The 15,028-nt window shown below is 69.1% G+C and carries 11 protein-coding genes; 10 read left to right on the top strand and 1 reads right to left on the bottom strand.

From position 1 onward, the window contains the following. Positions 1 to 205 precede the first annotated feature (205 nt). The 4 genes from aceE (at position 206) to LCC91_RS05735 (ending at position 7,243) form a co-directional block, all read left to right on the top strand. Positions 206 to 2,923 (top strand): pyruvate dehydrogenase (acetyl-transferring), homodimeric type, encoded by a 2,718-nt coding sequence (aceE, locus tag LCC91_RS05750; RefSeq protein ID WP_143897788.1) that lies wholly within the window; start codon positions 206 to 208, stop codon positions 2,921 to 2,923. Positions 2,924 to 2,938: 15 nt separating this feature from the next. After that, a complete protein-coding gene (locus LCC91_RS05745; protein WP_043703519.1) occupies positions 2,939 to 4,414 on the top strand; it encodes a dihydrolipoyllysine-residue acetyltransferase in 1,476 nt (491 codons plus the stop codon). Positions 4,415 to 4,426: 12 nt separating this feature from the next. After that, a complete protein-coding gene (gene lpdA / locus LCC91_RS05740) occupies positions 4,427 to 6,400 on the top strand; it encodes a dihydrolipoyl dehydrogenase (RefSeq protein WP_143897786.1) in 1,974 nt (657 codons plus the stop codon). Between the two features lie 216 nt (positions 6,401 to 6,616). Next, the gene (locus LCC91_RS05735; protein ID WP_185974888.1) at positions 6,617 to 7,243 is read left to right on the top strand and encodes a c-type cytochrome; all 627 of its coding nucleotides are present in this window, start codon (positions 6,617 to 6,619) and stop codon (positions 7,241 to 7,243) included. Positions 7,244 to 7,345: 102 nt separating this feature from the next. On the opposite strand, the gene fabI is transcribed toward LCC91_RS05735, so the two are convergent. Continuing rightward, a complete protein-coding gene (gene fabI / locus LCC91_RS05730) occupies positions 7,346 to 8,152 on the bottom strand; it encodes an enoyl-ACP reductase FabI (RefSeq protein WP_143897781.1) in 807 nt (268 codons plus the stop codon). 43 nt (positions 8,153 to 8,195) lie between these two features. Here fabI and LCC91_RS05725 point away from each other — a divergent pair, with 43 nt between their 5' ends. The 6 genes from LCC91_RS05725 (at position 8,196) to LCC91_RS05700 (ending at position 15,028) form a co-directional block, all read left to right on the top strand. Further along, positions 8,196 to 10,118: an extracellular solute-binding protein gene (locus LCC91_RS05725; protein ID WP_143897779.1), complete on the top strand. Its 1,923-nt coding sequence runs from the start codon at positions 8,196 to 8,198 to the stop codon at positions 10,116 to 10,118. 27 nt (positions 10,119 to 10,145) lie between these two features. Further along, a complete protein-coding gene (locus LCC91_RS05720; protein WP_143897803.1) occupies positions 10,146 to 11,174 on the top strand; it encodes a microcin C ABC transporter permease YejB in 1,029 nt (342 codons plus the stop codon). A 13-nt stretch (positions 11,175 to 11,187) separates the two neighbouring features. Then, on the top strand, positions 11,188 to 12,240 hold the full coding sequence (locus LCC91_RS05715) for an ABC transporter permease (protein ID WP_143897777.1): 1,053 nt from the start codon (positions 11,188 to 11,190) through the stop codon (positions 12,238 to 12,240). Continuing rightward, entirely contained in the window at positions 12,237 to 13,877 is a 1,641-nt protein-coding gene (locus LCC91_RS05710; protein WP_058616591.1) for an ABC transporter ATP-binding protein, read from the top strand. The genes LCC91_RS05715 and LCC91_RS05710 overlap by 4 nt, the downstream gene beginning before the upstream one ends. 115 nt (positions 13,878 to 13,992) lie before the next feature. Continuing rightward, on the top strand, positions 13,993 to 14,802 hold the full coding sequence (locus LCC91_RS05705; RefSeq protein ID WP_082007734.1) for a DUF2189 domain-containing protein: 810 nt from the start codon (positions 13,993 to 13,995) through the stop codon (positions 14,800 to 14,802). 4 nt (positions 14,803 to 14,806) lie between these two features. Then, a complete protein-coding gene (locus tag LCC91_RS05700; RefSeq protein WP_043703510.1) occupies positions 14,807 to 15,028 on the top strand; it encodes a DUF2788 domain-containing protein in 222 nt (73 codons plus the stop codon).

The raw sequence follows: 15,028 nt of genomic DNA, 5'->3' as shown, positions 1-15,028 counted from the left end.
ACCCTGGATCGGGACCGCCTGCTGCGCGTTTCGCGCGGAACACCCGGCGGAACCACGCCGGCGAACGAGCCGGGTCATGGCGTGCATATGATTTTGTAATGTGAAAACAATAACCGCAGTTTGGAAATTGCCATTTTTTGTGCGACACTCGGTGGACACGCCGGCGCCGACGCCGTACCCTTTCCCCTCCAGAGGAGACGACACCATGTCCCAGAGCACCGACCCGATTTCCCCCCTGGTGGCGCCCGACGCCGACCCACAGGAGACGCGCGAGTGGCTCGACGCCCTCGACGCGGTGATCGAGCGCGAGGGCGCCGAGCGCGCCCACTTCCTGCTCGAGCAACTGCTGGAGGAGGCGCGCGAGCACAGCATCGACCTGCCGTTTTCCGCGACCACCGGCTACGTCAACACCATCGAGCCGGACGAGGAGGAGCGCAGCCCCGGCAATCTGGAGCTGGAGGGGCGGTTGCGCGCCTACATGCGCTGGAACGCGATGGCGATGGTGGTCAAGGCCAACCGGTTGGAATCGCCGGACGGCAGCGAGCTGGGCGGGCACATCAGCTCGTTCCAGTCGCTGGCGCACTTGCTGGCGTGCGGCTTCAACCACTTCTGGCATGCGGACGACACGGACGCCGGTGGCACCCACGGCGGTGACCTGCTCTACATCCAGGGCCACAGCGCGCCCGGCATTTATGCGCGCGCCTTCCTGGAAGGCCGCATCACCGAGGAGCAGCTGCTCAATTTCCGGCAGGAGGTCGAGGGCAAGGGGCTGTCGAGCTACCCGCACCCGAAGCTGATGCCCGAGTTCTGGCAGTTCCCCACCGTCTCGATGGGGCTGGGGCCGATCATGGGCATTTACCAGGCGCGCTTTCTGAAGTACCTGCACGCGCGCGGCATTGCCGACACGTCCCGCCGCAAGGTGTGGGTTTTCTGCGGCGACGGCGAGATGGACGAGCCCGAGAGCATGGGGGCCATCGGACTCGCCGCGCGGGAGGGGCTGGACAACCTCATTTTCGTCGTCAACTGCAACCTGCAGCGGCTCGACGGGCCGGTGCGCGGCAACGGCAAGATCATCCAGGAGCTGGAGGGGGACTTCCGCGGTGCGGGCTGGAACGTGATCAAGCTGCTGTGGGGCAGCAACTGGGATCCGCTGCTGGCGCGGGACAAGGAAGGCATCCTGCGCAAGATCATGATGGAGACGCTCGACGGCGACTACCAGGCGTTCAAAGCCAACGACGGGGCCTACGTGCGCAAGCACTTCTTCGGCCGTCACCCGAAGGCGCTGGAGTTGGTGGCCAAGATGAGCGACGAGGACATCTGGGCGCTGCGCCGCGGCGGCCACGACGCGCACAAGGTGTACGCGGCGTTCCACCGCGCGTACCACCACAAGGGGCAGCCGACGGTCATCCTGGTCAAGACCGTCAAGGGTTACGGCATGGGCCGCGCCGGCGAGGGGAAGAACACCGCGCACCAGACGAAGAAGCTCACGGACGACGACATCCGCTACTTCCGGGACCGCTTCAACATCCCGATCCCGGACAGCGAGCTGCCCAAAATCCCGTTCTACAAGCCGGCCGACGACACGCCGGAGATGAAATACCTGCACGAGCGGCGCAAGGCCCTGGGCGGCTACCTGCCCAAGCGCCGGGTGCGTAGCGACGAGCAGTTCACCGTCCCGTCGCTGGAGACGTTCCAGGCGGTACTGGAGCCCACGGCCGAGGGACGCGAGATCAGCACCACGCAGGCCTATGTGCGGTTCCTGACGCAGCTGCTGCGTGATAAAGCGCTCGGGCCGCGTGTCGTGCCCATCCTGGTGGACGAGGCGCGCACCTTCGGCATGGAGGGGTTGTTCCGCCAGATCGGCATCTACAACCCCAAGGGCCAGCTCTACACCCCGGTCGACAAGGACCAGGTGATGTACTACCGCGAGGACCAGGCGGGCCAGATCCTGCAGGAGGGGATCAACGAGGCCGGCGGGATGAGCTCGTGGATCGCGGCGGCGACGTCGTACTCGACGAACAACCGCATCATGATCCCGTTCTTCATCTATTACTCGATGTTCGGGTTCCAGCGCTTTGGGGACCTCGCTTGGGCGGCGGGGGACATGCAGGCCCGCGGCTTCCTGCTCGGCGGCACGTCCGGGCGCACCACGCTCAACGGCGAGGGGCTGCAGCACCAGGACGGGCACAGCCACATGATCGCGGCGACGATCCCGAACTGCGTCAGCTACGACCCGACGTTTGCGCACGAGGTCGCGGTGATCCTGCACCACGGCCTCAAGCGCATGGTCGAGCGGCAGGACAACGTCTTTTTCTACATCACGCTGCTCAACGAGAACTACCCGATGCCGGGCCTCAAGCCCGGCACCGAGGAGCAGATCATCCGCGGCATGTACCTGCTGCAGGAGGGGCCGAAGCTGACGCCGCGCGTGCAGCTGCTGGGCAGCGGGGCGATCCTGCGCGAGAGCCTGGCGGCGCAAACCCTGCTGGCGCAGGACTGGGGGGTGGCCGCCAACGTCTGGAGCTGCCCGAGCTTCACCGAGCTGGCCCGCGACGGACAGGACTGCGAGCGCTGGAACCTGCTGCACCCGACCGAGTCGCCGCGCGTGCCGTTCGTTGCGCAGCAGCTGGCCGACCATCCGGGCCCGGTGGTGGCGTCCACGGACTACGTGAAGGCGTTTGCCGAGCAGATCCGGCCGTACTTGCCCAAGGGCCGCACCTATAAGGTGCTGGGCACCGACGGCTTCGGGCGCAGCGACTTCCGCTACCGGCTGCGGCGGCACTTCGAGGTGGACCGGCACTACATCGTCGTCGCGGCGCTCAAGGCGCTGGCCGAGGAGGGCAGCGTTCCCGCGGCGCGCGTGGCCGAGGCGATCCAGCGCTACCGCATCGACGCCGACAAGATCAACCCGCTGTACGCCTGATCCGGGGAGCACGACATGGCATTGATGGAAGTGAAGGTCCCGGACATTGGGGATTTCAAGGATGTGGCGGTGATCGAGCTGCTGGTCAAGCCCGGGGACACGGTGACGGTGGATCAGTCGCTGATCACAGTGGAGTCGGACAAGGCGTCGATGGAGATTCCGTCGAGCCACGCGGGGGTGGTGCGCGAGCTGAAGGTCGCGCTGGGCGACAAGGTCAGCGAAGGCTCGGTGATCGCGCTGCTGGAGGTGGCGGGAGCGGGTGAGGCAACCGTCGCGCCCGCCGCGGCCCCGGCGGTGAGCGCGCCCGCGGCCGCGGTGTCGGCGCCGGCGGTGGTCGCCTCGCCTGGAGCCGCGGCGGCCTCGGCAGCCGGTCCGGTCGCCGCGTCGGTGCAGGCGGCCAGCGCGGTGGGCGGGGTGCCGCATGCAGCGCCCGTTCCCGCGGCCGTGGCCGCACCCGCGACCGCGCCGTCGGCCGTGGCGGCGGCGTCAGCAGGCGGCACGGCCCCGCTGCCCGCGCACGACCCGACGCGCCCGCCGGTGGGGTTGCCGCACGCCTCGCCCGCGGTGCGCAAAGTGGCGCGCGAGCTGGGCGTGCCGCTGGCCGAGGTCAAGGGCACCGGGCCGAAGGGGCGCATCACCCTGGAGGACGTGCAGGCCTTCACCCGCGCCGTGATGGCCGGCGAGGCGCAGACGCGTGCGCAGGCGGCCAAGGCGGCGGCCGCGCCGTCGGGCGGCGATGGCGCGGCGCTCGGCTTGATTCCGTGGCCGAAGGTGGACTTTGCCAAGTTCGGCCCGATCGAGCGCCGGGAGATGAGCCGCATCAAGAAGATCAGCGGCGCCAACCTGACGCGCAACGCCGTGATGATCCCGGCGGTGACCAACCACGACGACGCGGACGTCACCGAGCTCGAGGCGTTCCGGCTGCAGCTCAACAAGGAGCACGAAAAAGCCGGCATCAAGGTGACGATGCTGGCGTTCCTGATCAAGGCGTGTGTCGCGGCGTTGAAGAAGTTTCCGGAGTTCAACAGCTCGATCGACGTCGAAGGCGGCGGCGACGCGCTGATTTACAAACACTACTGGAACATCGGCTTTGCCGCCGATACGCCCAACGGGTTGGTCGTGCCGGTCATCAAGAACGCGGACCAAAAAGGCATCCTGCAGATCAGTCAGGAAACGGCCGAGCTGGCCAAGAAGGCGCGCGAGGGCAAGCTCTCGCCGGCCGAGATGAGCGGGGCGACGTTCACGATCTCGAGCCTCGGGGGCATCGGCGGGCGCTATTTCACGCCGATTATCAACGCGCCCGAGGTGGCGATCCTGGGCGTGTGTAAGGCGCGCATGGAGCCCGTGTGGGACGGCCAGCAGTTCGTGCCGCGGCTGATGCTGCCGCTGTCGCTGACGTGGGACCACCGCGTCATCGACGGTGCGGCGGCGGCGCGCTTCAACGCGTATCTGGGCCAGATCCTGGCGGACTTCCGCCGTGTGCTGCTGTAAAGGGAGACACCGATGGCACTGGTGGAAGTGAAGGTCCCGGACATTGGGGATTTCAAGGATGTGGCGGTGATCGAGCTGCTGGTCAAGCCCGGGGATACGGTGGCGGTGGATCAGTCGCTGATCACGGTGGAGTCGGACAAGGCGTCGATGGAGATTCCGTCGAGCCACGCGGGGGTGGTGCGCGAGCTGAAAGTGGCGCTGGGCGACAAGGTCAGCGAGGGCTCGGTGATCGCGTTGCTGGAGGCGGCGGCCGGTGACGTGGCCGCGCCGACGGCGGGCGCATCGTCCAGTGCTACCGCGTCGACGGGGGGCGCGCCGGCGGCCGCCGCGTCGGCTGTCCCTGCGGCGTCCGTGGGCGCGGGCAGTGGGGGGCCGCCGATGGCAGGAGTGTCGATGGCGCAATCCTCGAGCGGAAACGAACCGCTCCGCGCCGTATCCGGTGCGGCCATCGCGACGGCTGCCGCCGCAAGCGCCGGAACCGCGGCCACTGCCGCAAAACCGGCCACCGCCTACACCGGGGCGGTCGACCACGAATGCGACGTCCTGGTGCTGGGTGGTGGGCCGGGGGGGTACTCCGCGGCGTTTCGCGCGGCGGATCTGGGGCTGAAGGTCGTGCTGGTGGAGCGTTACGCGACGCTCGGCGGCGTGTGCCTCAACGTCGGCTGCATCCCGTCAAAGGCATTGCTGCACGTGGCCGCGGTGATCGACGAGGCGCGGCATCTGGCGGCGGCGGGCGTCACCTTCGGGGAGCCCACTGTGGACGTCGCGGCGCTGCGCGCGCACAAGGACAAGGTGATCGGCAAGCTCACCGCGGGTCTGGCCGGCATGGCCAAGGCGCGCAAGGTCACGGTGCTGCGCGGCTACGGCGCGTTCGTCGGGCCGCACCACGTCGCGGTCGAGGAAACCACGGGCAGCGGGCAGGACAAGACCGGCCGCACGCAGGTGGTTGCTTTCAAGCGCGCCATCATCGCCGCGGGCTCGCAGGCGGTGCGCCTGCCGTTTCTGCCGGACGATCCGCGCGTCATCGACAGCACCGGCGCGCTGGCGCTGGAGGGCGTGCCGCAACGGCTGCTGGTCGTCGGCGGCGGCATCATCGGGCTGGAGATGGGCACGGTCTACAGCACGCTGGGCGCGCGGCTGGAGGTGGTCGAGATGACCGCGGGCCTGATGCCCGGTGCGGACCGCGACCTCGTCAAGGTCTGGCAGAAAATGAACGCGCACCGCTTCGATGCGATCCGCCTGCAGACCAAATGCACCGGGGCCGAAGCGACGGCCGAGGGCATCCGCGTGCGTTTCGAGGGGCCCGACGGCGCGGTCAGCGAAGGCCTGTACGACCGCGTGCTGCAGGCCGTGGGGCGTTCCCCCAACGGGCGCAAGATTGCGGCCGAGCGCGCCGGCGTGGCGGTCAGCGAGCGCGGCTTCATCCCCGTCGACGTGCAGATGCGCACCAACGTGCCGCACATCTTTGCCATCGGCGATATCGTCGGGCAGCCGATGCTCGCGCACAAGGCGGTGCACGAGGGGCACGTCGCGGCCGAGGTCATCGCCGGCGAGCTGTTGGGCGACGATAAGCTCGCGCGCACGGCGTTCGACGCGCGTGTGATCCCGAGTGTGGCCTACACCGACCCGGAGATCGCGTGGGTGGGGCTCACCGAGGAGCAGGCCAAGGCGCAAGGGATCGCCGTGCACAAGGGGCTGTTTCCGTGGGCGGCGTCCGGCCGGGCGATCGCCAACGGGCGCGACGAGGGTTTCACGAAGCTGCTGTTCGACGCGGCCACCGGCCGCATCGTCGGCGGCGGCATCGTCGGCCAGCACGCGGGCGACATGATCGGCGAGGTCGCGCTGGCGATCGAGATGGGCGCGGATGCCGTCGACATCGGCCGCACCGTGCACCCGCACCCGACGCTGGGCGAGACGATCGGCTTGGCGGCAGAGGCTGCTCACGGCGCGTGCACCGATCTGCCGCCCGTGCGGCGGCACGGCTAAAGCGGCGCAGGTCGCGGTGGCGCAGGGGATGCCGCGGGCATCCTTGTCTGCGCTTTCTCGGTACCTCACCGTCGGTCGTGGCATTCCGTGTTTGCGCGTTGCGTCCCGGTTTGCTCGTTGCGCCCCGCGTTTTCTTGACCGGCGTCAAGGCGGGGTGCCGCCGACCCGCCTAGGATGGCTCCATCGTTGCATGGTGATGAAAGGATGGAGCCGATCATGAAGACGATGTCCGGAGGTGGGGTGTGGCGCGCCGTGGGGCTGGCGGTGGCGATGCTGACGGCGCTGGGCGCGCAGGCGCAGGGGGCCGATCCGCTGGCCCGCGGGGAGCGGCTGGCGCGCGAGCACTGCGCGGTTTGCCACGGTGCGTGCGGGCAGAGTGTCGCGCCCAACTTTCCCCGGCTGGCCGGGCAAAACGCCGGCTACCTGATGACGCAGCTGGACGCGTTTGCGCGCGGTGAGCGCAAGGATCCGACGATGGCGGAAAAGGTCAAGGGTCTGAGCGCCGAGGACCGCGAGGCGGTGGCAATGTACTACGCCAGCCAGAAGCCCGGCCACACGCCCAGCGGGGACACGCTGCTGCTCGCCGTCGGGCAGTTCATTTACGAGCGGGGCAACCGCCACAGCGGTCTGCCGCCGTGCGCCACCTGTCACGGCAAGCAGGCCGCCGGCAGCACCGAGCTGCCGCGGCTCGCGGGTCAGCACCCGCAGTACCTGATCCGGCAGATGCAGTCGTTCCGCCAGGGTGCGGCGCAGCGCGACAGCGCCATCATGCGCGTGATGGCGCACCGCCTGAGCGATCTGGAGCTGGAGGCGGTGGCCGCGTATCTCGGCAACTTGCAGTAAGGTCGGCGTGGGGGACATGCCCCGGCGCGGGCTGGGGGTTCCCAGCCCCGGGTGTCATGGCCCCGCGCGGCGTCGTTCCCCGACCGCGCCGCGGCAGGCGGCTCAGGCGCCGCCCGCGTCCTCGAGCGGGGCGCCGGACATCACGCGGCTGAAGCCGCCGTCGACGTAGATGATCTCGGCGCTGATGCCCGCGGCGAGGTCGCTCAGCAGAAAAGCGGCCGTGTGGCCCACGTCGTCGATGGTCACGTTGCGGCGGATCGGGGCGTTCTGTTCCACGACCCCGAGAATCTTGCCGAAGCCCTTGATGCCGCTGGCCGCCAGCGTCTTGATCGGGCCGGCGGAGATGCCGTTGACGCGCAGGCCGCGCCGTTGCTGGCCGAGCGAGACGGCGAGGTAGCGCACGCTCGCCTCCAGGCTCGCCTTGGCCAGCCCCATCGTGTTGTAGTTGGGCACGGCCCGCACCGCGCCCAGGTAGGTCAGCGTCAGCAGCGCCGCGTTGTCGTTGAGGTAGGGCAGCGCCGCCTTGGCCATCGCCGGGAAGCTGTAAGCGCTGATTTCGTGCGCGGTGCGAAAGCCCTCGCGGCTCAAGCCGTCGAGGAAGTCGCCGGCGATCGCCTCGCGCGGGGCGTAGCCGATGCTGTGCACAAAGCCGTCGAACGTGGGCCAGTGCGCCGACAGATCACGGAAGAGCCGCTCGATCTGCGCGTCGTCGCTGACGTCGCATTCGAACACGAGGTTCGACCCGAACTCCGCCGCAAACTCGGTGATGCGGTCACGAAAGCGCTCGCCCACGTAGCTGAACGCGAGTTCCGCCCCCTGCGCCCGACAGGCCCGGGCGATGCCGTAGGCGATCGAGCGGTTGGACAGCACGCCGGTGATGAGCAGCTTCTTGCCGGCCAGAAATCCCATGGTGTTGGCTCCTCGTTAGCGGAAATTTCGGCAGAATTGTCGCATGCACATCGCGCGCCCCTCTCTCCCCGTTGCCGACCCGCCCGTCGGGGCGAAGCGGCCGGGCGGGGAGCACCGGGGGTGGCTGGCGCGATGGTGCGCCGCCGTGGCTGCGGGGGCTTGGCTGGCCGCGGCGGGGCCGCTCGCTTGGGCGGCGCACGGTTACGCGCTGTGGGGGCAGCTGCGGTACCCGCCGGACTTCCGGCACTTCGCGTACGTGAACCCGGACGCGCCCAAGGGCGGCGAGCTGCGGCTGGTGAGCAACCTGCGCACCTCCACCTTCGACAAGTACAACCCCTTCACGCTGCGGGGCAGTGCGCCGGCCTATCTGGCGGACCTGATGTTCGACACGCTGCTTGCCGGCGCGGCCGACGAGGTGGGGGCGGCCTATGGGCTGCTCGCGGAAGATGTGCAGGTGGCGCCGGATCGGCTCAGCGCCACGTTCCGCCTGCGGCGCGAGGCGCGTTTCCACGACGGGCGTCCGGTGCTGGCCGAGGATGTGCGCCACAGTTACGAGACGCTGATCGGCCCGCACACGTCACCGGCGTACAAGACGCTGCTGGCCGATGTCGCGGGCGTCGACGTGCTGGACGAGCGCACGGTGCGGTTTCGTTTTCGGCAGCCCAACCGCGAGCTGCCGCTCGTGGTCGGCGGCTTGCCGATCTTCAGCCGCGAGTGGGGTAACGCGATCGACCCCAAGACGGGCCAGCGCAAGACGTTCGACCAGGTGGTGATGGACATCCCGATCGGTAGCGGCCCGTACCGCATCGGCCCGGTCAAGTTTGGCAGGGACATTACCTACGTGCGCGACCCGAACTACTGGGCGCGCGACCTGCCGGTGCGGCGCGGCACCTTCAATTTCGACCGCATCACGGTCAAGATCTACCGCGACAACACGGCGCGGCTGGAGGCGCTCAAGGCGGGCGAGTTCGACCTGATGCGGTTTTTCTCGGCCGGTGACTGGGCCCGGCGCGTCAAGGGCAAGCGGTTCGACAGCGGCGAGCTGGTCAAGGCGGAATTCCGCCACCGGTTGCCGACGGGCTTTCAGAGCTACGTGCTCAACACGCGCCGGCCGCCGCTGGACGATATCCGCGTGCGGCAGGCGCTGGCGCTGGCGCTGGATTTCGAGTGGATGAACCAGCGCCTCTTCTATGGCAGCTACGAACGGGTGCGCGGCCTGTTTGGCAACACCGCCTGCGCCGCCGATGCGGGGCCGCCACAGGGGACGGAGCGCGCGCTGCTGGAGCGCTGGCGCGCACAGGTGCCGGAGGCGGTGTTCGGCCCGATGGCCGAGCCGCCGCGTACCGACGGCCCCCGCGGGTTGCGCGAGAATCTCAAGCGTGCGCAAGCCCTGCTGCGCGAGGCCGGCTGGACGTACCGGGACGGGGCCCTGCGCAACGCCCAGGGGCAGCCGCTGGTGCTCGAATACCTGGACAGCAACGAGGTCGGCGCGCGCGTCGTGACCCCGTGGGCGCGCAATCTGGCGCGCATCGGGGTGGAGCTGCGCTTTCGGGCCGTGGATTTCGCGCTGTACCAACAGCGGCTGCGCAGCTTCGACTTCGACATCGTTTCGCTGGCCTTTCAGGGGACGCACAGCCCCGGGGCGGAGTACGCCGACCTCTTTGGCAGCGTGGCAGCGCGCACCGAGGACTCGGGCAACTTCACGGGGATCGCCAGCCCGGCCGTGGACGACCTGATCGAGCGCATGGTGCGCGCCCAGGACGAGCCGTCGTACCGCGCCGCCTGCCGGGCGCTGGAGCGCGTGATCGCGCACAGCCACGTGCTGATTCCGCAGTGGTCGGCACCCACGCACCGCATGGCGTACAACGCGTGGCGGCTGGCGCGGCCGGCGCAGATGCCCCCCTACGCCAGCGGCGAGGGCTGGGCGATCGAGACCTGGTGGGCCCAGCCCGCGGCGCGGCCGTGAACGGAGGGGATGGCGGAGGGGATGGCGATGTGGTCGTATGTCTTCAAGCGCCTGCTGCTGATGATCCCGACGCTGTTGGGGGTGCTGTTGGTCACGTTCGTCGTGATCCAGTTCGTGCCGGGCGGGCCGGTCGACCAGTACCTGGCCGAGGCACGCGCGGGCCTCGGGCACGGGGCGGAGGGGGGTGGCTCGGCCTACCGCGGTGCACAGGGCGTGGACCCCAAGCGCCTCGAGCAGATCAAGGCGCTGTACGGTTTCGACAAGCCGGCGCACGAGCGCTTCTGGCAGATGCTGGCGCAGTTCGCGCGCTTCGACCTCGGGCAGAGTTTTTTCCAGAACAAGCCGGTGGCGCAGCTCATCTGGGAAAAGCTCCCGGTGTCGATGAGCCTGGGGCTGTGGACGTTCGTGATCAGCTACGCGGTGGCGGTGCCGCTGGGTGTGGCCAAGGCGGTGCGCGCGGGCTCGCGGTTCGACGTGGTGACCTCGCTGATCGTGCTGGTGGCGTACGCCATCCCGGGCTTCGTGCTCGGGGTTGCGCTGCTCGTGATCTTTGGCGGGCAGTTGCAGTGGTTTCCGTTGCGCGGACTGGTCAGTGACCACTGGGAAGAGCTGTCGTGGGGCGCGCGCATCGTCGACTACCTGTGGCACATCACGCTGCCAGTGCTCTCGATGGTGCTGGGCAGCTTTGCGGTGACGACGATGCTGACCAAAAACGCGCTGCTGGAGGAGATCCGCAAACAGTACGTGCTGGTGGCGCGCGCCAAGGGGCTGAGCGAGCGGCGGGTGTTGTGGAAGCACGTCTTTCGCAACGCCCTCATCCCGATCGTCACGGGCTTTCCGGCGGCGTTCATCGGGGCGTTTTTCACCGGCAGCCTGCTGATCGAGACGCTGTTTTCGCTCGACGGGCTGGGGCTTCTGAGCTACGAGAGCGTGATCCGGCGCGACTACCCCGTCGTGATGGGCACGCTGTACCTGTTCACGCTGATCGGGCTCGTGACCAAGCTCGTCAGCGACCTGTGTTACGTCTGGGTGGATCCCCGTGTCAAGTTCGATTGACTCTGCGGTACCCATGGAGGTCGGGGTGGGATCGTTGCCGCCCAGTTTCAGCCCCGCACGGCGGGCGTGGCGGCGCTTTGCGCGCAACCGACTCGGTTTCTGGAGCCTGGTGGTGTTTGCCGCGATGGTCGTGGCCAGCCTCCTGGCCGAGGTGCTCTCGAACGACCGGCCGCTGCTGGTGCACTACGAGGGGCGGTATTACTTGCCGCTGCTGCACGACTATCCGGAGACGACGTTCGGCGGCGACTTCGAGACGCCGACCGACTACCTCGACCCCTACATCCGCGAGCGGCTGTCGGCGGGGGACAACTGGGCGATCTACCCGCCCAATCCGTACGGGCCGAAGACGCTGAGCTATTACGCGCCGGATCCGCACCCGGCCCCGCCGTCGGCGGACAACTGGCTGGGCACGGACGACCGCGGACGGGACCTGCTCGCGCAGCTCATCTACGGGTTTCGGGTCAGCGTCCTGTTTGCGCTGGCGCTGACCGCCATTGGCGTCGTGCTCGGGGTGCTGGCTGGGGCGGTGCAGGGGTATTTTGGCGGGCGGCTGGACCTGACGATGCAGCGCGCGATCGAAATCTGGGGGTCGATGCCGGAGCTGTACCTGCTGATCATTTTCAGCGCGGTGTTTGCGCCCAGCGTCGCGCTGCTGCTGGTGCTGCTGAGCCTGTTCGGCTGGATGGGGCTGGCGGATTATGTGCGCGCGGAATTTTTGCGCAACCGCCAGCTCGACTACGTGCGCGCGGCGCGTGCGCTGGGGCTGGGGCACTGGCGCATCATCTGGCGCCACGTGCTGCCCAACAGCCTAACGCCGGTGGTCACGTTCCTTCCGTTTCGCATGAGCGCGGCCATTCTGGCGCTGACGTCGCTGGACTTTCTCGGCTTGGGCGTGCCGCCCGGCACGCCGTCGCTGGGCGAGTTGCTGGCGCAGGGCAAGAACAACATCGACGCGTGGTGGATTTCGCTCTCGACCTTTGGCGTGCTGGTGCTGACGCTGACGCTGCTGACTTTCATGGGCGATGCGCTGCGCGACGCGCTCGATCCGCGAAAGGTCGACGCATGACGGTCCCCGCGCAACCCCTGTTGTCGGTGCGCGGCCTGCGCATCGCGTTCGGCGGCCGGCCCGTCGTGCATGGGATCGACTTCGACGTCGGCGCGGGTGAGAAGGTGGCGTTGGTGGGTGAGTCGGGGTCGGGCAAGACCGTCTCGGCGCTGAGCCTGCTGCGGCTGCTGCCGGACGCGCAGGTCAGCGGTGAGGCGCGGTTCGCCGGTCAGTCGCTGCTCTCGCTGCCGGAGCGGGCGCTGCGCGGCCTGCGCGGTGACGCGGTTGCGTACGTCTTCCAGGAGCCGATGACGGCGCTCAACCCGCTGTACCCGGTGGGCGAGCAGATCGCGGAGGTGCTGCGCGTCAAGCGCGGCCTGCCGCCACGCGAGGCGTGGGCGCGCGCCGAGGCGTGGTTGCAGCAGGTGGGCATCGACGAGCCGGCGCGGCGGGCGCGGCAGTATCCGCACCAGCTCAGCGGCGGCCAGCGCCAGCGGGCGATGATCGCGATGGCGCTGGCGGGTGAGCCGCGCCTGTTGATCGCGGACGAGCCCACGACCGCGCTGGACGCGAGCCTGCGGCTGCAGATTTTGGCGTTGCTGGACGAACTGCGGCAGCGCCTGGGGCTTGCGGTGCTGGTGATCACCCACGACCTGCACCTGGTGCGGCGTTTTGCGGACCGGGTGGTGGTGATGGAGCGCGGGCACGTGGTCGAGGCTGGGCCGGTGGCGCGCGTCTTCTCGGCACCGGCGCACCCGTACACCATCCGGCTGCTGGCCAGTCGCCCGCAGCGTCCCGCGGGGTTCGACGTCGCACCGGTGGAGGCGGCGAATCCCGCGACGGCGGTCCTGACGGCGGACGCCCTCTCGGTGGAGTACCGGGTGCCGCGGCCGGGCTGGCGCGGGTGGTTCCGCTCGGCCACGTTCACTGCGGTGCGGGAGGTGACCGCCCGCTTGGGGCCGGGCCGCACGCTGGGCGTGGTGGGGGAGTCCGGATCGGGCAAATCGACGCTGGCGTTGGCGGTGCTGGGGCTGCTGCCGGCACGCGGCGATCTGCGCGTGATGGGCCGCGCCTGGAGCGGCCGCGTCACCGCGGATCGGCCGTTGCGGCGCGACGTGCAGGTGGTGTTTCAGGATCCGTTTTCGTCGCTGTCGCCGCGGCTGACGGTGGAGCAGATCGTTGAGGAGGGCTTGCGCGTGCACGCGCCGACGCTGTCGGCGGCCGAGCGGCGCGCGCGGGTCGTCGCGGTGCTGCGCGAGGTGGGGCTGCTGCCCGCGGAGGTGCCGGCCGCCGAGACGGCGGCGTGGCTGCAGCGCTATCCGCACGAATTTTCCGGCGGGCAGCGCCAGCGCATCGCGGTGGCGCGCGCGCTCATCGTCGAGCCCAAGCTGCTGGTGCTGGATGAGCCGACCAGCGCGCTGGACGTGACCGTGCAGCGGCAGGTGATCGAGCTGCTGTTGCGGCTGCAGCGCGAGCGCGGCTTGTCGTACCTGTTGATCACGCACGACGTCGATGTCGTGTGGGCGATGGCGCACGACGTGCTGGTGATGCGTGCCGGCCGTGTCGTCGAGGCCGGCCCCGCCGAGCAGGTGTTGCGCGCGCCGCGGGAGGACTACACGCGGCAGCTGCTGGCCGGTGCCGGGCCGCTCGTGGGGTGAGCCCTCCGTTCGGGGGGCGGTGGGCGTGCCGGCTTGTGGTCCAATCGGGGATACCCTCGGGCCGTCACGGTGCGGGGGCTTTCGGGTTGATCCTCGTATTGCGGAGGAGATTGTGATGTCGAGGCCATCCTCACCCCCGGTGACCCCCGGCGACGAGGGGGTGCCATCCGGTACGGTCGTGATCGACGCGGCCGCGCCCCTGCGTTGGTTGCGGCAGGGACTGCGCGACTACGCCACCAACCCCCTGCCGGGCGTGCTGCACGGCGGCATGATGGCGCTGTTCGGCACCATCCTGGTGGTGGCGTTGCGGGACCACTTCTGGTTGCTGGCTGGGGCGTTTTCGGGGTTTCTCATCATCGCCCCGGTGCTGGCGTCCGGGTTGTACGCGGTCAGCGCCCACCTGGAGCGCGGCGAAAAGGTCTGCTGCGCGGAAGTCATCCGCCTGTGGACCTCGGGTGACCGGCGCCTGATGGCGTTCGGGTTTTTGCTGGCGATGGCCGTCACGGGTTGGATGATGACGTCGGCGGCGCTGATCACGCTGTGGGCACCGGTGCCCATCCTCAAGCCCGCGGACTTCTTGCGTCACGTGGTGCTCAACACCGACAGCGCGTTGTTCGAGGCCTGGCTGCTGTTGGGGGGATGGCTCGCCGCGCCGGTGTTCGCCTCCAGCGTGATGACGCTGCCGATGCTGGTGGCGACCCGCACGCCGCTGTGGCACGCGGTGAGCGAGAGCTGGCGCGCCGTTGGGACGCACCCGATCGTCCTGTGCGTGTGGGCGGTGTGCATCGTCGTGCTGGTGGCCGTTGGCATGGCGCTGGCGATGGTGGGTCTGATGCTGACGGTGCCGGTGATCGCGTATGCGAGCTGGCACGCCTATCGCGATTTCGAGCGTGCGGGGGTGATCCGCCCGCTGCGCAGTGAGTGACGGAATGGAAGGAACGCTGTTCGGCTATACCGAGGCGCAGATCGCGCAGTTCGGGCTCACGTTCGGCGTGGGTGCCTTTATTCTGTACATGCTGTTCATCGTGCTCAATCTGGCGCGCGAATCGAAGGCGGGCAAGTTCGGGACCTTCATCCTCTTTTTGGTATTGTCCCTGGGCATGCTTGGCTTTTTGGCCAAAAATGTGATCCAGTGGGCGCTGGGGATCTAG

Source organism: Tepidimonas taiwanensis (genome assembly GCF_020162115.1).
In the GTDB taxonomy this organism is placed as follows: Bacteria; Pseudomonadota; Gammaproteobacteria; order Burkholderiales; family Burkholderiaceae_C; genus Tepidimonas; species Tepidimonas taiwanensis.
Note: the sequence above shows the minus strand (reverse complement) of the source record. Positions and strands in the feature narration are given on the sequence as shown.